Genomic DNA, 17,303 nt, shown 5'->3' with positions numbered 1-17,303 from the left:
CGAGCCGCACGTCGCCGTCGGCCGCGATGCGGCGCAGGGTCGCCGCTTCGATCGGACTGGGCTCCGGCTGCTCGGCCAGGCCGTCGACCACGCGGATGCGGCAGGTCGAGCAGCGTCCGCGCCCGCCGCACACGGCATAATGCGCGATGCCGCCCAGCCGGCTGGCGTCGAGCACGCTGTAGCCGCGGGGGATGCGCACCTTGCGCCCGCCGGCATAGCGCACCTCGATCAGGTTGCGCCGCTCGATGCGGTCGCGAACGATGCGCGCCGCCAGCACCAGGACGATCAGTCCCGCAAAGCCGGCATAGATGCTGCTGTCCATGCGCTCCTTGGCCGCCAACGCTCGGTCCAAAAGGGTTCGCTCGATGGGCTGCGACTGAGGCGGTCCCATCGCCGAGACCTCCTTTCCGGCGCTAGCGAAACCGAGCAGCGCCAGGACCGGAACCAGCACCGCCAGGACCAGCAGAGCAGAGGCGACGCGCGGATACCACCGACGATAACGCAGCCAGAAGTAGAGGCCGAGGCAGCCATGTGCCCATATGACGACCACCGCGATTGCCTGCCGCACCCCGACCTGCGGTGTCAGGATCCATAGCGAGCGCACCACAAACTCGTAAGTGTCGTTGGCCTCATAGAGGGCGTGCATGGCACGCGTGCCGACCACGTGCTCGGCAATCAGAAGCGGGATGGAGAGGCCGAGCAGTATCTGTGCCCACTCTCGCACCGGAATGGCCAGCGTGCGGCGGTGTAGAGCGCCAGCAGCGACAGAACGAGATGCGTGGCGACCGCGCCGTAGAGGAGCAGCGTCCCGGCCGGGTTGCGCCAGATCAGCAGGAACACCGCGCGCCCCTTATCCGCTGCTTCAAGCGAGATCAGGAGCAACGCATGGTTCAGGAAATGCAGCGTCACGAACGCCATCAGCACAAGGCCGGACACCAGCCGTGCGTTGCGGAGCCACGCGTCCGGCAGCCATCCGGGCGGTGGTGCTGGGACCTGCGATTGGCTCATTTCCAGTGCCTTGAACGATTCGCTGACCAAAACACGCCGGCAATAGCGCCTTCCGGTCAAGATTTGCCGGCGGCGACAATCAGTCAATCAAGCCTTGCCGCCTGCCATTCCACGACGTGGTGGCAGTTCGATACGGCCAAATCGCCTGGGGTTCCTGGATGCTTTTGCGGGGCTTATGGACAAAGTGGGACAAAGATCGGTTTTTGGATAGCTTTGAAGGCAGCGACTTCTGGCAAAATGCGCCAGATAGCGCGTCGGCACGAACTTCCAAGCGTGCTACCTTTTGAACGGCAGCTTTGCGCCTCATATCGGCCGATAGGGCGTTCCTATCCGTGCCGATAAGCGGACGTCGATAAACAACCCGCCGTGAACGGCTTTCGTCATCAGGGGTCGCCCGAGGCGTTTGTAGCGTTCGGATCGGGCGGGCGGGTTGATATGAGACCCGGCGTCTTGGCGATTTAGAATGGAAGCTTGATTTCGCCAACCGAGAGAGGCCTACCGGCCGCTATGAGCGCCGCAACCGTCTCTCTGTCCTGTTGCCGGCGCTTCACGAGGCCGTTCAGAACCCTGTCGAGAGATATCGCGCCGGCGCCGGCTATGGCCAGGGCGAACATGCCGCCCGCTATTGCGAGATCCTTTTCGAAATGCAGCAATTCGTTCTGGTTGGCGAAATTGGTGTGGAACAAAGCTGCCGTTGCCAAACAGAAAAGTCCGAGCGCCACCGCGCCCAGACGCGTCAGCAGACCAAGGCCGACCGAAACGCCAGCTCCCAGCTGCAGCGCTATGGTGGCTATCAAAAGCGGCAGGCTGACGCCGAGCGCCGTCATCGCCTTGGCTGCACCGGCGAAATGCGTCGCCAGCTCCAGGCTTTCATGCACGAAGAGCAATGAGAGCAGCAGGCGACCCATCAGCAGGGTCAAGTCGGCGAGATATAGTTTCGAAGCGGTTTGTGTCGTTGTCACGATTGGCTCCAGGCGATGGGAAAGGGGCAGGCGCCTTGCAGCGCCTGCCTGGTTTTACTTGGTCACCTTGGTGTCGATGGCCTTGTGGAGGTCTTCGAGTTCTTCACAGCCGGCGGGACACAATCTTTGCAGCGACGCCAGCTGCTCGTTGGCCTTGGCCATGTCGCCGGTCTCTACATAGAGTTCGCCCAGATATTCGCGGGCGGCCTTGTGATCGGGTTTCAGCTCCAGCGCCTTGTTGTAGTAGGTCAGCGCGGTGGCGAAATCGCCCGTCTTGCGCAGTGTGAAGCCGAGCAGGTTGTAGACGTCGGCCTGCTGGTTGTCCTGCGCGAGATCACGCAGATCGGCCAGCGCGCCCTTGTAGTCCTTGACGGCGATCTTGGCCTGGACGGCGGTGAGGTCGGGTGCATCGGTGCCTTCGATGTCGTCGACCGCATAGGCCGGCATGATAGTGGCCACGGGAACGACGGTCAGCACGGCAATGGCGCCGAGCAGGCCAAACAGGGCGTGCTTGCCCAGATAGGATTGCTTCATCATCTTTCTCGCTTGGGTTGGAGCTCGCGCTCAAATCTGAACTGGGGTGAAACCATAGGCATTGCCGTCTTTCACGAAGACGCCGGTGCCGGGGAACGGGTAATGCGAACCCGAAATGCGGATGTGGTCGGCGATCACCCGGTCGATGATCTTGTGGCGGGTGGCGATAGCGGTCGGCCCGTCCTGGTCGTAACTGCCCTGCCACTCCGGATGCGGCGCCAGAAGGGCGGGCACATACATGGTGTCGGCCGAGATCATCAGCTGTTCCTTGCCGGAGTTGGCGAGGTAGACCGAATGTCCCGGCGTGTGGCCGGGCGCAGCGATGATCTGGATGCCGGGTGCGACTTCGGCGCCGTCATTGACCAGCTTCCAGTTCTTCCATTTCGGAAAATTTTCGGCGATGCGCTTGCCCGCCGGCTTGCGGCCTTCCGGCAGCTTGGCCAGCCGGCTGGGGTCGGTCCACCAATTGTATTCCGTGGCGTTGACGATCAGCTCGGCATTGGGGAACACCGGTGCATCGGTCCCCTTTTCCATCAGGCCCCAGACATGGTCGGGGTGGAAATGCGAGATCATGATGGTGTCGATCGTCTTATAGTCGATGCCGGCGGCGGCCATGTTGGCCGGCAGATGGGTGGCATTGGTCTGCCATTGGCCGACGCCCGATCCGGCATCCATCATGATCAGCCTGCCGTTCATCTTGAGGACGACGACGGTGAGCGGGATGGGCATGAAGTCTGTCGTCAGGCCGGCCTTGGCAAGCGCTGCCTTGGTGTCCTCGACGGAAACATCCTTGATGAAGGCCGGGTCGTGCGGCTTGCGCCAGATGCCGTCATAGATGGCGGTGACCTCGATATCACCGACCTTGTATTTGTAGAAGCCGACGGTCGGCTCGACCGACGTTTCGGCGAAGGCGGGACGGGTGAATTCCAGCTTGCCGGCCAGACCGAAGGCGGTCGCGGCGAGCGTGGTTCCAAGCAACGTGCGACGTGTCATCGTGAACATAGGTGATCTCCTGCAGCCTTATGGGGTGATGATGGAGAGCCAAAGGTTTGGCTCTCCATCGTGAGTGGTAAGAGAAGATGTTCGGAAGGGTGTCTTCAGCGGCCCCAGATGCCGTCGTTGTTGTGCCTGGTGATGATGTCCTGAACCGACCCCTGGCGCGGCCCGGTCGTCACCATGGTGTCGACGCCGGCTTGGCGCGGGGAGGGGGAAATGGAAGCAGTGGCATTGGTGTCAACGGTAGCGACCGGCTGATTGGAGTTGTTGCCGCCATGGTCGCTGCCGGCAAAGGCAGCGGTTGAGGCAAGCAGCATGGCAGCCACGCTGAGAGCGAGCTTGGTCATTTCGGTAGATCCTTTTTTCGTTTCTTGGGTGCGTGCCGGGAAACTGGCCCCGCTAACAAGAAGACCCATCAGGACGTCCCTTTATTCCCGGGCGGCGCGAAATTCTTTTGAGATTTCCCGAAAACAGGGGCCGGCGTCCGCCCCGAACTGGAGCCGACGCTGCACGAGGACGCGTTCGACGTCGGCGCCATGCTGCTGCCGTGGTCTCAGCCCGTGTAAGGAGCTGAGCCAACAGTGACATCGCACTTGATATCGGCTGAAGAGGCTTCGACAGACGGTTATCAGCCCGTCACGATGGCGGCGCGGAAGCGCGCCACGAAGTCGTCGATCTCCGGCCGCTCCATGTCGGAAATCGCCCAGTATGAGAAGGCGCCATCGCTCCAATGCACAAGCGAAAAACCGCCCTCCGAGAGATCGACCGGGTCGGAAACCACCCCGGCATTTTGCGGCTCGGCCACAAGGGTGATCAGATGTTCGCGGTGGCGATAGACCAGCGCTGGCACCGCCCGGCCGCCGATGACCTCGACTCTGCCACCGATGAGTGCAAATCCGTCCTTGGCCATGTCCGGCGCCGGCGGCGAAAGGCCGAGCCTTGCATCGAGCCATGGCTTTACCGTGTGCCGGTCCGACGAGACGACATCGACAGGGCTGGTCGCCAGCAGACTGCGTTGGTGGCCGCTGGCTACCCCTGCGGCAAAGCTGTCGGCTACGCTAGGCTGCATCGCCCATTGCGTCGCGCCGCTGGCCAGAACAGCGCTGATCATGATCGAGGCCGCCATGGTGCGCCAGTCGAATGATCCGAAGTTGCGCGCCGACCACCACGTTCGAGCGGACTTCGCCCGTATCGGCGCTCTGGGCCGCAGCACCTCGACGCGGCTGGACGCGGCCATGGCTGCAATGCGCGCGCTGAACTCGTCGCTCACTCGGGGCTTCGGAAGCCCGGCCACAGCCCCTTGCAAGACCATGATGCGGGCATGTTCGGCCGCCAGCTTGGGATCGGCGGCGATGCGCCGCTCGACAGCCATGGCCGCGGCGGCGTCAAGCTCGCCATCTATCAGCGCGTGCAGCATCAGGTTCATGCCTGCGGCGTCCTCGGGCAATCCATCGTTGTGCGCACTCATTGCGCCCTCCCAAGGTCAGAGATCAGCAGGCCACGCGCCCGCGCCAGCCGCGACATCACCGTGCCCATCGGCACGCCCAGTATGGCTGCGATATCGCGGTAGGCGAGGCCATTCACGTCGCGCAGCACGAGCGTTTCTCGAAAGGGTTGCGGCAGAGCGGCGATCGCCGCTTCCATGGCCGCCACCTCTGCCTTGGCGATCAGGCTCGCCTCCGGGCTTTCGCTCTCAGTCAGATCGACTGCGTGAGCGGCGCTCACCTCGTCGAGATCACCGAGGTCGCCCACCGAGACGATGCTGCGCGGGCGATTGCGCGCCAGCCATGTGTAGCACGAGTTGCGAACGATGGTGAGAAGCCAGGCACGTGCATTGCCGCCGGCATAGCTTGCGATGTTGGCGTGTGCCTTCATGCAGGCGTCCTGCACGACATCCTCGGCGTCGGTGGCATTGCCGGTCAGCCAGCGGGCCAGCGAAAGCGCGTCGGCGAGATGGGGCATTACCACTTCGCCGAAGCGGTCGGCCCGCGCATTGCTGCTCAGCATCGGTACACCGTCACATGCGCCTCGCCTCGAGCTCGTACGCTCATTTGGCGAGAATGGTTCTGCCTTGCGATCGAACCCAGAGGAAACATGCCGGGTCGCCAGCTGCGGTGAATTTGAAGGCAACTGTCTCATCGATGTCAATCACACACAGGACCGCAACGATGCATCCACCCGGACGCGCTCTTGAGCACAAGCATTGCCGAATCCACGGCCGGCACCGATCCGTGGCGTCTTAGCTTTCTCGATCCCGACCGGGGCAGGACGTTTTAAGGTAGACAGGCTGGGAGCCAGCCAGCCGCAGGCGCCCAACGCGTCGCCTTCAAGAGGTCTTGGGAACGCGTCGACCGTTGCCGTCATAGTCGTCAGTATGTGGGATTGCAGGGGGGCGTTCCTTCAAGGTCAATCAGCAGCGTATGCATGGAAGACCAGGGCGGGCGGCGTATTATTCCCGGACAGCGAAAAAAGATGACTGGAGGCCATGCGACAGGCGCCACCAGCGGCGCACAGACATTGTCCATCTGGCGTTAGCCGAGAGGATCAAGAGTTCGAACCCTCCGACAATATCTGCTTTTTAAAGAAATCAATAAATTTCCGCGTCTTCAGCGGCAGGTAGGCGCGGGAAGGATAAGCGACCCACACGGCACTCTCCTGCGCCCCGACGCTGATCTTCCAACCAGGGAGGAGTTGGACAAGCCTTCCGCTCTTGATGTCCTCATCCACCGACCACTCCGGCAGCAGCGAGATCCCGACGCCGTCGCGTACCAACTGGCGAAGCGCCAGTGTGTTGCTGGTCCTGATCTTCGCCGGCACGGTCAATTCGATATTTTCGAGGTCCCGCCTGAACAGCCACAGCGGTGTTTGAGGTGAATTCGTGGTCGGCAAACAGACATGCGCACCAATGTCTTCTGGCCGATCGACTGGAGGCACTGAAGACAGATATTCTTTCGACGCCACCAAACGACGCTCGATTGTCTTTAACTTGGAGACGATGAGGTCGCCGGTCGGACGCGGCCCGAGACGCAAGGCGACGTCGACCTGCTGGGCAACGAGGTCCACCAAAGCGTCCGAGAGCAGCAGATCAATTTCAATGCGCGGGTACTGCGCGCAGAATCCGGCCAGCAGTGGCGCGACGACCGCTTCGCCGTAGGCGTTTGAGGCCGTAACGCGCAACATGCCGCTTGGCTGTTCGACGGTGGCAAGCGCTGCTTCGCGGGCCGCCGTAACCTCGTCCACAATAGGCAGGATGCGAGACAGGAAAATCGCTCCGGCCTCCGTCAACGACAGTTTCCGGGTCGTTCGCTGGAACAGTCGTGTGCCAAGCTGTGCTTCCAGTCCAGCTATCCTGCGAGACAATGTCGATGCCTCGCTGGCTTCGGCCCGCGCCGCAGCCGCAATGCTGCCAAGTTGAGCGACGCGGCAGAATGTCTTGAGGTCGTCAACGTCCATTCATGCAAAATTGGCATGAATATCATGCCAAATACAAGCATTATCTCTCAGTCATCATCGTTTACATCGATACAACGACAGATAGCCGAGCCTTCCAAGGAGAGATCTATGAAGTGTGAAATCAAACGTGTCCTGTTCGGCTGGCCGCTGGCGGTGACGGCAGTGGCTGCGTTTTTGCTCGCCCCTGGGCGACCGAAGCCGCGTCCAGCAAGCCCACCATTGTTCTGGTTCACGGTGCGATGGCAGACAGTTCGTCTTGGAATTCAGTGATCCCGATTCTCTCTCGCGATGGCTACACGGTCGTGGCAGTAGCGGACCCGCTTCGAAGGGTCTCTGGCGATGCCGCAGCCGTTGCCAGCGTGGTGGAGAGCATCGACGGGCCTGTGGTGCTGGTTGCCCATTCCTATGGCGGGTCCGTCATTACAAACGCCGCGCTTAACAGCAAGAATGTCAGGGCGCTGGTCTATGTCGCCGCATTCGCGCCTGACAAGGGCGAGAGCACCTTCGCTTTGATCAGCAAGTTTCCGGGTAGCGAGCTTGGCGGCTCTGGCCAAGCCAATTGCGCTGCCAGATGGCAGCCTTCAGTTGAGCGTCGATCCGGCAAAATTTGCCGGACCCTTTGCCGCCGACCTGCCTATGGAGCAGGTGGCACTGATGGCTATCACGCAGAGACCGAGACCGCGCTGAAGGAAGCTTCAGGCGCGGCCGCCTGGAAAACCCTTCCGTCGTACTTCGTCTACGGCGCGGCCGACAAAAGCATCCCTCTGGCTCTGCACGACTTCATGGCGAAGCGTGCGCACGCGCGCGAAGTCGTGGTCGTGCAGGGTGCATCGCATGTTGTCATGCTTTCTCATCCGGCAAATGTTGCTGAAGTGATCGAGGAGGCCGCGCAGGCCCATTGAGCGATCACCGTCACCTGAGAATTCAGGTCTCTACCCCATTTGCGGCGCCAAACTGCGCCCAATTGCCATCAAGGACAGACACATGACGAACTTTCCCATTCACTCCATCGAAACGGCGCCCGGAGCTTCCAGGCCGGCACTTGAGGCACTGAATTCAGCCTTCGGCTTCATTCCAAATATTGCCGGCACGATGGCAACCTCGCCTGTGCTTATCGGCAGCTTGACCGATCTCTTCGCGCGGGTACATGGCGGGAGCTTCAGCGAGGCGGAGATCCAGATCCTGCTTTTGACAAATGCAGTCACCAACAAGGCAGAGTGGGCTGTGGCCTTTCACTCCTATCTGGCGATTGCCGAGGGGGTCGGCGCTGAATCTGTCACCAGCATCAGAGAGGGCGCTTTACCTGTGGACGCCAGGCATGCGGCTCTGGCGAAACTCACGCGTACGCTTATCGAGAGGCGCGGTGGGCTCAGCGAGGTGGAAAAGCGCGAATTCCTCGATGCGGACTTTGATGAGAGCCGGTTGCTGGAGGTGGTCGCCGTTCTTTCGGCGTCTACGATCACCAACTACACGTCCAACATCACCCAACCGCCGCTGGAGACGCCATTTCAGCCGCATGTCTGGCAGACAGGTAGGGGCTGATCCGGACAGTATGCGGTCGTGCCGGGCGCGTTCGATGCATTGGGCGCGGAGGCAAAGACCATGTAACGCCAGGACCGAGTAAAATTTGCCACGCGGCCGTCATCGAGCTTTCCATGTCGCGTGATCTAATCTCAGCTATGCCCAGGTGGCGTTCATCAATCAGCTGATGGTGGGTTTCAGACGTTCGTCTGCCGACCCTTTCGTCTGCTATCATTCTTCGGCGGCCAAAAGCCGACCTTCCGCTTCCGGCCCAATTGCTGACATTCAGTCAAGATGTCGGTTTTTGGGCCGCAAGCGGACTGACAGCTTCGGGCTTCGGATCCTCAATAGCGGAACTTTAATTCGGTGCGAACATCGTCGTGACGTGACCCGAAGCAGACTTTCGCAGGTGACATCGGGCATGACCGCCTCGCGCCTCATCTGGTTCAGCGGGCACCCATGGCCGCTCGCGAAAGCGGACATTTCTCATGACCGGGACTGGGTGATTTGTGGCAGAAGCGGACATCAGAGGCTAATGGCTGCGCAAAGACGCTGGCCGGGTACTGACAATCAACTGCGCGGCATGTAACAGTGCTTGCTAATGTATGATGAGCAGTTGGGGAAGGATGCCGCTCGCACTCTTGGCGGATTTTTGGGGGAGACAGCCGACATGCAGAGCTCAGTCGAAATCGACCTTGCTGGTCGACTCGAATCAGCGGACCGGTACATTGCCGAGCTGGAAGTCGCCAAAGCATCTGGGGCAACTCAACTCAGTCAACTTTCTGCCGACAACAAGCGTCTGCTCGACCTCACCGAGGACCGCGCAAAGGAACTCGCGATCCTCAACAGCGTCGGCGAAGCAATGGCCAAGACGTTGAACGTCAAGACTGTCACACGCATCGTCGGTGACAAGGTTCGGGAGATATTCGGGGAGGACATCACGGAAATACTGCTGCACGATGAGGTATCTGATCTCATCACCGTCCCGTATTCATTCTATCGTGAGTACCAGGACGTGGAGCCGTTCACTTTGGGCGCAGGACTTACCTCAAAGGTCATTCTCTCTGGAACACCGCTGGTTATTGATACGTTTGAGCAGTCCCTCAAGTTTGATGTGATCGCACTTACCGAAGCGGAGCGATCAGAATCGTACCTAGGCGTGCCGATCATCGCGGGAGGCAGAACTCTAGGAGTTGTCAGCGTGCAGAGTTACCAAAAGAACGCCTTTAGCGAAGATCATGTGCGTCTCTTGCAAGCTCTCTCGTCGAGCATGGGAGTTGCCATCTCGAATGCCCGCCTTTTCGACGAAACCCAGCGGCTGTTGAAAGTGTCCGAGGACCGCGCAAAAGAACTCGCGATCCTCAACAGTGTCGGCGAAGCAATGGCCAAGACGTTGAATGTCAAGACCGTCACGCGCATCGTCGGTGACAAGGTGCGCGAGATATTTGGAACAGACGTCACCGAAATCCTGCTGCGTGACGAGAAGTCTGATCTGATCACCGTACCCTATGCGTTTTACAGGGACTATCAGGACCCCGAGCCATTTGCGATGGGCGAAGGTCTGACGTCCAAGGTCATACTGTCAGGCAAGCCATTGGTTTTGGGCTCGACTGAGCAACACGTTGCTCTGGGCGCACTTATACCTACGGAAGATGACAGGACCGAATCCTACTTGGGCGTGCCGATCATCGCTGGTGACAGGATTTTGGGTGTCGTCAGCGTTCAGAGCTACGAGAAGAATGTCTTCAATGAAGATCATGTGCGTCTGTTGCAGGGGCTGTCATCCGGCATGGGCGTAGCCATCTCCAACGCACATCTGTTCGATGAGACGCAGCGCCTGCTGAAAGTGACAGAGGACCGCGCAAAAGAACTGGCGATTCTCAACAGCGTTGGCGAAGCGATGACGAAGTCGCTTAACCTGGACACTGTTATTCGCTTGGTAGGCGACAAGGTGCGGGAGGCTTTCGGCATCGAAGTCAGTGAAATTTTGTTACACGATAGCGAAACCGGCTTGATCCATGTCCCTTATGCATACTTTAGGACCTATAGAGCTATCGATCCATTCCCAATGGGCATGGGAGTAGCTTCGAAAATCATCACAACAGGTGAGCCCTTTGTTTTTGGCACTCTTGAGGAAGGAAAGAGCTTGGCGCCTACTTTCCACACGAAGAGGATAGGACTGCCTCTTACATAGGCGTGCCGATCAAGTCTGGTGAGGGAACACTGGGTGTTCTCAGTGTGCAGAGCTATCAGAAGCATGCGTTCGACGAAAACGACGTGCGCCTGCTGCAGACGGTGGCCTCCAGCATGGGGGTCGCCATCGCCAACGCCCGTCTATTCAATGAAACTCAGCGTCTGCTCAAGGTGACTGAAGCCCGCGCTGCCGAACTTGCCGCCATTGGAACGGTTAGTCAGGCGCTCATAGCGGAATCGGAACTTGACAGCACGATCCAGTTGATCGGTAACCAGATGCAGGAGATCTTTGATGCCGATATTGTCTACGTCGCACTGCTTGATCCGGAAACCAACCTAATCCATTTCCCCTATCAGTTTGGCGAGGCCTTCAACACACTAACCCTTGGCGAGGGGCTGACAAGCAAGATCATAGAGACTGGCGAGCCGCTGCTGATCAATCAGGATGTAGCGGAACGTGGAGCTCAGATCGGGGCTACCCCCGTCGGCAAGGATGCATTGTCCTATCTCGGCGTTCCGATCAAGACCGCGCAAGGAACGCTTGGAGTTATCAGTGTTCAGAGCACTACGCGGGAGGGCATATTTACCGATGACTCGCTTCGCTTGCTTTCCACCATTGCCGCCAATGCCGGTGCGGCCCTCCATAACGCGCAGCTATTTACCGAGCTCAAACAGCTTTCCCTGGCGCTGCAGCAGGCAAAAGAGGCGGCCGAGGCGGCAAATGAGGCGAAGAGTTCTTTTCTGGCGACGATGAGCCACGAAATTCGCACACCAATGAATGGCGTGATCGGAATGAGCAACTTGTTGCTTGGTACAAAGCTTGACACTGAACAACGCGAGATTAGCGAGACGATCAGCAACAGCGGCGAAGCCCTGCTAACGATTATCAACGACATACTCGATTTCTCCAAGGTTGAGGCCGGCAAGCTGGAGCTTGATCCAAGTCCCTTCGAACTCCGGGAATGCCTTGAGAGCGCAATTGATCTGGTGGCCTCCAAGACCGCGGAGAAGGGACTCGACCTGGCATACCTGGTGGAGCCCGGTACTCCTGGCGGGATTGTGGCAGACAGCACCAGACTGCGACAAATTTTGCTTAATTTCCTCAACAACGCTGTGAAATTTACCGAGCGGGGTGAAATTGTCCTGTCGGTGATGAAAGTTCCGCCCGCAGTTGAGGGCGCGGGGACACCCCATGGCGGAAGCGAAGAGGGCTTCTCCACCCTGCAGTTTGCAGTACGCGATACCGGCATTGGTATACCCGAAGACAGATTGGATCGCTTGTTCAAGTCTTTCAGCCAGGTCGATGCCTCGACGACGCGGCGCTACCGGGGCACCGGGCTAGGGTTGGCGATTAGCAAACGCCTGGCAGAACTGATGGGCGGGGAGGTATGGGTCGAAAGTGTTGAAGGGTCGGGTACGACATTCTTCTTCACGATCCGCGCTGCCGTTGCGCCCGCTCCCAGGCAGGCGCAAATGTCGCTGGCAAAAGTTGAACTCGCAGGCAAGCGGCTGCTGGTCGTTGACGACAACGCAACCAACCGGCGCATCCTGTCTCTGCAAGCCCAATCTTGGTCCATGATTCCACACACGACCGAGTCGCCTCTGGACGCATTGCGCAGGATTTCGAGCGGCGAAAATTATGACGCCATCGTGCTCGACATGAACATGCCAGAGATGGACGGGATAAAACTGGCCAAACGATTGCGTGGGCTTGGTGAAAGAGGTGACCTTCCACTGATATTGCTGAGTTCCTTGGTGCCTCTTGATGAGCGAAACAAGGCAGATATCGAGAGCATCAAATTTGCGGCGATGCTTCCTAAGCCGATCAAGCCCTCGCCGCTCCTCAATGCTTTCATGTCCGTCTTTGCCGTGGCTCCAACGCGTTCAGCCAAGCCTGATCAACCCAAGGGACCATCCCTCGACAGCGAAATGGCGGCGAAATTGCCGCTTCGGATCCTGCTGGTTGATGACAACATCACCAATCGGAAGATTGGGTCCAAGGTGCTTGAACGGCTTGGCTACAAGGTAGACTTGGCGGTGGATGGAGAGACGGCGATTTCGTCATTTGCCAAGGGACAACACGATGTCATCCTGATGGATATCGAGATGCCGGACATGGACGGGCTCGAAGCCACAAGGTTGATCCGCGCATCAGGCGCCGGGGACTCGCTGCAGCCTTTCATCGTGGCACTTACCGCCAATGCAATGGCCGGCGACCGCGAGCGCTACCTGGAAGCTGGGATGGATGATTACCTAAGCAAGCCGTTGCGCGTGGAGGAGTTGGTCGCCTCTCTTACACGCGCCCACCAACACAACTGACAACAAAGGTCCGGTCATGGATGTTGCGCAGGACGCTCTAGACAAGCTCCTTGATCTCATAGGTGGGGATCAAGACTCTCTTGCAGAACTCATTGAGAGTTTTCTGGAGGAATCCCCGTTGCTAGTCGAGCAGATGCGCCGGGCTGCGGAGTCCGGCGACCGTTCAGGTCTTGGCCGCGCTGCGCGCGGGACTTCGGCGCCAACCAACTTTCCGCGCTTTGCGCGGCAATGGAACAATCCTGCCGCGACAGTATGCCCGGCGCGGCCGCGACGGAAGTGGAACTCATCGCGGGCGCGTGTGACACGGCCAGCCGAGATCTAAGCTCTCGCCTTGCCGATTTGAAACGAGGGGGACAACCGAATGAGCATAGAATCGGAGACACAATCACCTGATGCTCGCGCACCAGAAGGTGCGCGCGTCCTCATAGTCGATGACTCAGGCACTGTGCGCCTGAAACTCAGCAAAGCCATCCAGTCGCTCGGCCATGAAACAACCGCTGTCGCAAGCGGCAAGCTGGCGCTTGAACAGGTTGCTCAGAATCCATTCGACCTCGTACTCCTTGATATCGTCATGCCCGAAATGGATGGCTTCGAAGTGCTCAAGGCGCTCAAGTCTTCGCGGGCCACTCGCGATCTGCCGGTGATCGTCATTTCGGCCCTCGATGAAGAAATGGGCAGCGTGATTAGCGCCATCGAGCTTGGCGCGGAAGACTTTCTGCCAAAGGACTTTGAACTAGCTCTACTCAAGGCTCGTGTTGAGACCTGCATCGAGAAAAAAAGACTCCGCGACGTTGAGACGGAATATCTGCGGCAGGTGGCCAAGCTGACCAGGGCGGCCGCCACATTGGAGACCGGGCGGTTCAATCCTTCGAAGCTTGGCATCCGCGACGTAGCAAGCCGTACAGATGGTCTCGGCAAGCTTGCCACAGTGTTCGCGACAATGGCCCAGAAGGTTTACGAGCGAGAGCGAAAGATGCGGCAAAATATTCGCACGTTTCGTGGCGCTCTACTGCTGCTGGCATGTGGCGGGTTATGGGGCGTCGTCGTTCCACTTTCCAAGATGGCTTCGCTTGTTGAGGCTCATCCGGTCGGATTGGCAATCCTCATCGACATTATCGGAGCCGTGTTCTGCATCGGGATTAGTTTGAAGCGACGGACAATGCCAAGAATCAAGGATCTCACGCGAGCCGAACGGACGTTCATCCTTCGTTTTGCGTTCATTAGCTCGGTGATCAACCAGGTTCTGGTGTACTGGGTGGCAAGCAAGCTTCCAGCTTCCATCGTCTCCATTGTCATCGTGCTCGAGGGATTTGCTGTCTTCTTGTTCGCCGCTCTGATGCGGACCGAAGCTCCGAATTTGAAGCGCTTTTTAGGGCTTGGATTGGGTCTCGTCGGCATCTCCATCATCCTCCTGTACGGAGAGCCCGGAGAAATAGCCACCAGTTGGGTGTGGTTTGTCATCGCTCTTGTAATCCCCGTCACTTACGCAGTCGAGGATATCTATCTCTCAGAGTCCAAGCCCGCCAAAATCGATAACGTCGCCCTGTTCGGCATGACCCTAGTTGTTTCGGTTTTGATGCTGATCCCACTTGCCGCTTTTTATCAGGACTTCGTGCCATTTGGTCTATTGGCTGGTCGGCTTGGCGTCATCGTCTTGCTGATGGCTGCCGCCAGCAATTTGGCGATGCTGCTCTTCATTTTGCTAGTCTCCAGCACCGGTGCGGTCTTCGCCAGCCAGAACGCCTATGCGGGGACAGCCGCCGGCATAAGCTGGAGCATGCTGTTGCTCGGAGAGTCGATACCAGCGCTGACCTGGGCCTCTCTGGCTCTGGTCGTCGTCGGTCTCCTGATGGTGGAGCCAAAGCAGGAGGCTGAGGAAGAACCCCCGCCACTTGATGACTCGCTGGAGGATTTTGTGCCGCTCGTTGATCTGCTGCCGTCACCCACAGAATGAAAGATCGGACATCGAAGTGTGATGCCAGTTGATTCAAGCGGACAAGCGCCCGAAAAGCCTTCCGAAGCGGATGCAAGGCAGCCGTACAGCGGAAGCAATTCGAAGGTATTTGAGGAGGTCGCCACCATCATGAGCGCTCAAGGCTTGCCCAGCGTTCTCGCATTTGAACGCTACGACCCAACCGGCGCCTCGCTGGACTGGCTGCGCGAGCGTGGGGTCAACGTCATTTTCGGCAATGCGCTCTGGGAAATGCCGTTCAAGCGCTTTACCGAGGATGAGCTGATTGCCCGGCACATGGCTGTGTCGCCTTGATGGGGGCAAGCGGCACCCGCATCACCAGGCGCGTGATGCAGGCGCTTCCGGAACTGCGGTACGTCTAAAAATACGGCATTGGTATCGACGGCATCGACCTCGACGCTGCCACCGAGCACGGCATTCTGGTTTCGAGTACGCCGAACGATTTTCGGATCTTCACGGTCAGCGAGCACGCGGTCGCCCTGATGCTGGCTGTTGCCAAACAACTTGGCACGTGGACGCCCGAATTCATGCGGCGTGGCGGGTGGCGCGGCCTGACCCATGGCGCGGCGCCACCGTCGGCATCCTCGGCCTCGGCCGCAGCGGCCGTGGCGTGGCGCAACGGCTTTCGGCTGGGAGACCCGCATCCTTGCCTACGATCCCTTCCTGAAGGAAGCGCCTCCGTCGAACTCGTCGACTTCTCCACCCTGGTGGAGCAATCCGACTTCCTGACGCTGCACGCAACGCCGAGCCCCGATAACCATCACATCCTGAACGCCGCCGGGTTCTCGAAGATGAAACCGTCAGCCATCGTCGTCAACACCGGGCGCGGATCGCTGATCGACTACACGGCCCTGCGAGCAGCGCTGGCCAATGGCCAAATCGCGGGTGCGGCTCTCGACGTGTTCGACCAGCAGCCGCCGAAGACCGACGATCCGCTGTTTTCGCTACCCAACGTCTTGTGCACGCCGCATGTCGTGGCTCGATGAACGATCGCGTCGAGGATCGCTTACTAAGCGGCGTTTACTAGGTTCCGCTGGTCTAGCCCTACGCGATCACACCATAACCACGTGATGACAAATCAGCCATGTGTGTGGCGCGGCGGGCCTGTTCCGCTTGTGGCCGGCGCCTACCCACCCGGGTTCCCCAACCATGGCGTCGGCCATTTTCGTTCTCNGGCCTGTTCCGCTTGTGGCCGGCGCCTACCCACCCGGGTTCCCCAACCATGGCGTCGGCCATTTTCGTTCTCTCAGCAATTATGGGCCTTTGCTATCGGCCTATGTGTTGGCCTTGGATGGCGAGATCGCGGTTAGATCACCTCGTTCGTTTGGATGTTTCGCTGGCGTTGGCAGGAGGCGCATATGTTCGCCAGCCGGCGGATACCACACCGCCCCACCGGTCAGGCCCAGCGCGCCCGCTGCAAAGTCCCCGCAGACGGCTGCTGGGCCGCTGGCGGGCAGCGGCTACTTGCTGACGATCCAATCCACCAAGCCAGTTTCGATCAGCTCGCACCCAGTCAAATCGCGCACCAGGGGGCCTTAGCTAAATCGCGCCATTGACACTCAGGCGCTCCGGTTTCCCTGAGTAGGCGTCGGAATGCAGAGCGGAGAACGTCGGCTTGAAACGCAGAGACGGCAACAGTAGACGGGTCGGCATCTTCCCAGCCTAGCGCCACGTCGCGACGACGTTGACCAAGGCGCTTCAGAAGCTCGCGTGCCAGTGTATAGCGGACGGTCGACACGGCATTCATGGCCCAGCCGAAGGCGAAGATTCCGAACAAAAGCATCACCAGGAAAGGCGCGATCAAGGCGAACTCCAGCCCGGCTGCGCCGGAGCAGTCACGGCGCCACCTGGATCCGATCCTTTCAGCGGACACGGATCACCTGCTGATGACTGATCGCGCGCGGGTCCGGGAAGACACCGAAGTTAAACGGGGGCACCCAGGTGCCCGTCGCCGTTATCTGGACGAAGATTTTCTTTCCGCCGCAGATGGTGGTCTCATCCACGACCGTGGCGCCGCACAAATAGGAGCGGACCAGCACGACCGCGGCGTCCTCGGGCTTGTCGTTCCAGCTCGAAAGCGCGACCGCCTGCGTTCCNGTGTCATTGGACGCGCCGGCCATTACGAGATTGGCCGCGGTTTTGACGCCCGCGCGCATCTGCAGGTAACTCGTCACGTAGGACCAGCCATCGGCGATGCCGAGGCAGACGAGGCACAGGACGGGCAGCAACATGGCAAACTCCACGGCGGCTATCCCGGATTTGTCCCGGACAATACGCAAGGTCCGCCCACCCATCCCGCTACTCGACGAGCTGAACGGATTGCGTCGCCGGAATGTTCTTCATCC

The 17,303-nt window shown here is 59.5% G+C and carries 18 protein-coding genes; 7 read left to right on the top strand and 11 right to left on the bottom strand.

Annotated elements, in window-relative coordinates:
* From X728_RS01000000167370 to X728_RS137925, 9 genes are all read right to left on the bottom strand, one after another.
* Window positions 1–724: 2Fe-2S iron-sulfur cluster-binding protein (locus X728_RS01000000167370; protein ID WP_155924051.1), on the bottom strand; the 724-nt coding region annotated here is incomplete at its 3' end.
* A complete protein-coding gene (locus X728_RS1000000168035; RefSeq protein WP_155924050.1) occupies window positions 676–1,008 on the bottom strand; it encodes a hypothetical protein in 333 nt (110 codons plus the stop codon). The genes X728_RS01000000167370 and X728_RS1000000168035, both read right to left, overlap by 49 nt.
* A gap of 458 nt (window positions 1,009–1,466) precedes the next feature.
* Entirely contained in the window at window positions 1,467–1,916 is a 450-nt protein-coding gene (locus tag X728_RS137895; protein WP_023699247.1) for a DoxX family protein, read from the bottom strand.
* Window positions 1,917–2,024: 108 nt separating this feature from the next.
* On the bottom strand, window positions 2,025–2,504 hold the full coding sequence (locus X728_RS137900) for a tetratricopeptide repeat protein (protein ID WP_023732701.1): 480 nt from the start codon (window positions 2,502–2,504) through the stop codon (window positions 2,025–2,027).
* Window positions 2,505–2,534: 30 nt separating this feature from the next.
* Window positions 2,535–3,506 carry an MBL fold metallo-hydrolase gene (locus X728_RS137905; protein WP_023699249.1) on the bottom strand — a complete coding sequence of 324 codons (972 nt, stop codon included), beginning with the start codon at window positions 3,504–3,506 and terminating at the stop codon, window positions 2,535–2,537.
* Between the two features lie 95 nt (window positions 3,507–3,601).
* Window positions 3,602–3,847 (bottom strand): DUF680 domain-containing protein, encoded by a 246-nt coding sequence (locus tag X728_RS137910; protein ID WP_023670610.1) that lies wholly within the window; start codon window positions 3,845–3,847, stop codon window positions 3,602–3,604.
* 281 nt (window positions 3,848–4,128) lie between these two features.
* The gene (locus X728_RS137915; protein WP_023699250.1) at window positions 4,129–4,968 is read right to left on the bottom strand and encodes an anti-sigma factor; all 840 of its coding nucleotides are present in this window, start codon (window positions 4,966–4,968) and stop codon (window positions 4,129–4,131) included.
* Window positions 4,965–5,507 (bottom strand): sigma-70 family RNA polymerase sigma factor, encoded by a 543-nt coding sequence (locus X728_RS137920; RefSeq protein WP_023699251.1) that lies wholly within the window; start codon window positions 5,505–5,507, stop codon window positions 4,965–4,967. Before X728_RS137920 ends, X728_RS137915 begins: the two co-directional genes overlap by 4 nt.
* A gap of 537 nt (window positions 5,508–6,044) precedes the next feature.
* Complete coding sequence (locus X728_RS137925) at window positions 6,045–6,953, bottom strand: LysR family transcriptional regulator (protein ID WP_023699252.1); 909 nt, start codon at window positions 6,951–6,953, stop codon at window positions 6,045–6,047.
* 140 nt (window positions 6,954–7,093) lie between these two features.
* On the opposite strand from X728_RS137925, the gene X728_RS01055 reads away from it, so the two are divergent.
* The 7 genes from X728_RS01055 to X728_RS1000000171890 all read left to right on the top strand — a co-directional run bounded on the left by X728_RS01055 (window position 7,094) and on the right by X728_RS1000000171890 (window position 15,944).
* Window positions 7,094–7,855 carry an alpha/beta hydrolase gene (locus X728_RS01055; RefSeq protein WP_348625654.1) on the top strand — a complete coding sequence of 254 codons (762 nt, stop codon included), beginning with the start codon at window positions 7,094–7,096 and terminating at the stop codon, window positions 7,853–7,855.
* Between the two features lie 82 nt (window positions 7,856–7,937).
* Complete coding sequence (locus X728_RS137930; RefSeq protein ID WP_023833150.1) at window positions 7,938–8,495, top strand: carboxymuconolactone decarboxylase family protein; 558 nt, start codon at window positions 7,938–7,940, stop codon at window positions 8,493–8,495.
* 649 nt (window positions 8,496–9,144) lie between these two features.
* Window positions 9,145–10,668, top strand: a complete 1,524-nt coding sequence (locus X728_RS137935) for a GAF domain-containing protein (protein WP_196815121.1) — start codon at window positions 9,145–9,147, stop codon at window positions 10,666–10,668.
* Window positions 10,669–10,670: 2 nt separating this feature from the next.
* On the top strand, window positions 10,671–12,986 hold the full coding sequence (locus X728_RS0136470; RefSeq protein WP_023833148.1) for a response regulator: 2,316 nt from the start codon (window positions 10,671–10,673) through the stop codon (window positions 12,984–12,986).
* A gap of 361 nt (window positions 12,987–13,347) precedes the next feature.
* Entirely contained in the window at window positions 13,348–14,940 is a 1,593-nt protein-coding gene (locus X728_RS1000000168030) for a response regulator (RefSeq protein ID WP_023833147.1), read from the top strand.
* A gap of 18 nt (window positions 14,941–14,958) precedes the next feature.
* The gene (locus tag X728_RS1000000171895; protein WP_245259938.1) at window positions 14,959–15,252 is read left to right on the top strand and encodes a hypothetical protein; all 294 of its coding nucleotides are present in this window, start codon (window positions 14,959–14,961) and stop codon (window positions 15,250–15,252) included.
* A 77-nt stretch (window positions 15,253–15,329) separates the two neighbouring features.
* Window positions 15,330–15,944 carry an NAD(P)-dependent oxidoreductase gene (locus X728_RS1000000171890; protein ID WP_348625653.1) on the top strand — a complete coding sequence of 205 codons (615 nt, stop codon included), beginning with the start codon at window positions 15,330–15,332 and terminating at the stop codon, window positions 15,942–15,944.
* A gap of 527 nt (window positions 15,945–16,471) precedes the next feature.
* On the opposite strand, the gene X728_RS1000000168025 is transcribed toward X728_RS1000000171890, so the two are convergent.
* Entirely contained in the window at window positions 16,472–16,831 is a 360-nt protein-coding gene (locus X728_RS1000000168025) for a TadE/TadG family type IV pilus assembly protein (RefSeq protein ID WP_023833145.1), read from the bottom strand.
* Window positions 16,821–17,252 (bottom strand): TadE/TadG family type IV pilus assembly protein, encoded by a 432-nt coding sequence (locus tag X728_RS137940; protein ID WP_023690708.1) that lies wholly within the window; start codon window positions 17,250–17,252, stop codon window positions 16,821–16,823. Before X728_RS137940 ends, X728_RS1000000168025 begins: the two co-directional genes overlap by 11 nt.
* Window positions 17,253–17,303: the final 51 nt, after the last annotated feature.

The organism is Mesorhizobium sp. L103C119B0, assembly GCF_000502235.1.
Classification (GTDB): Bacteria; Pseudomonadota; Alphaproteobacteria; order Rhizobiales; family Rhizobiaceae; genus Mesorhizobium.
This window is presented reverse-complemented; position numbering and strand designations above follow the sequence as displayed.

Bases quoted from the DNA above. Each gene is read 5' to 3' on its own strand.
- X728_RS137915 (WP_023699250.1), bottom strand. From the start codon at position 4,968: ATGAGTGCGCACAACGATGGATTGCCCGAGGACGCCGCAGGCATGAAC.
- X728_RS137900 (WP_023732701.1), bottom strand. From the start codon at position 2,504: ATGAAGCAATCCTATCTGGGCAAGCACGCCCTGTTTGGCCTGCTCGGC.
- X728_RS137935 (WP_196815121.1), top strand. From the start codon at position 9,145: ATGCAGAGCTCAGTCGAAATCGACCTTGCTGGTCGACTCGAATCAGCG.
- X728_RS1000000168030 (WP_023833147.1), top strand. From the start codon at position 13,348: ATGAGCATAGAATCGGAGACACAATCACCTGATGCTCGCGCACCAGAA.
- X728_RS137905 (WP_023699249.1), bottom strand. From the start codon at position 3,506: ATGTTCACGATGACACGTCGCACGTTGCTTGGAACCACGCTCGCCGCG.
- X728_RS137895 (WP_023699247.1), bottom strand. From the start codon at position 1,916: ATGGGTCGCCTGCTGCTCTCATTGCTCTTCGTGCATGAAAGCCTGGAG.
- X728_RS1000000168035 (WP_155924050.1), bottom strand. From the start codon at position 1,008: ATGAGCCAATCGCAGGTCCCAGCACCACCGCCCGGATGGCTGCCGGAC.
- X728_RS137930 (WP_023833150.1), top strand. From the start codon at position 7,938: ATGACGAACTTTCCCATTCACTCCATCGAAACGGCGCCCGGAGCTTCC.
- X728_RS137920 (WP_023699251.1), bottom strand. From the start codon at position 5,507: ATGCTGAGCAGCAATGCGCGGGCCGACCGCTTCGGCGAAGTGGTAATG.
- X728_RS137925 (WP_023699252.1), bottom strand. From the start codon at position 6,953: ATGGACGTTGACGACCTCAAGACATTCTGCCGCGTCGCTCAACTTGGC.
- X728_RS137910 (WP_023670610.1), bottom strand. From the start codon at position 3,847: ATGACCAAGCTCGCTCTCAGCGTGGCTGCCATGCTGCTTGCCTCAACC.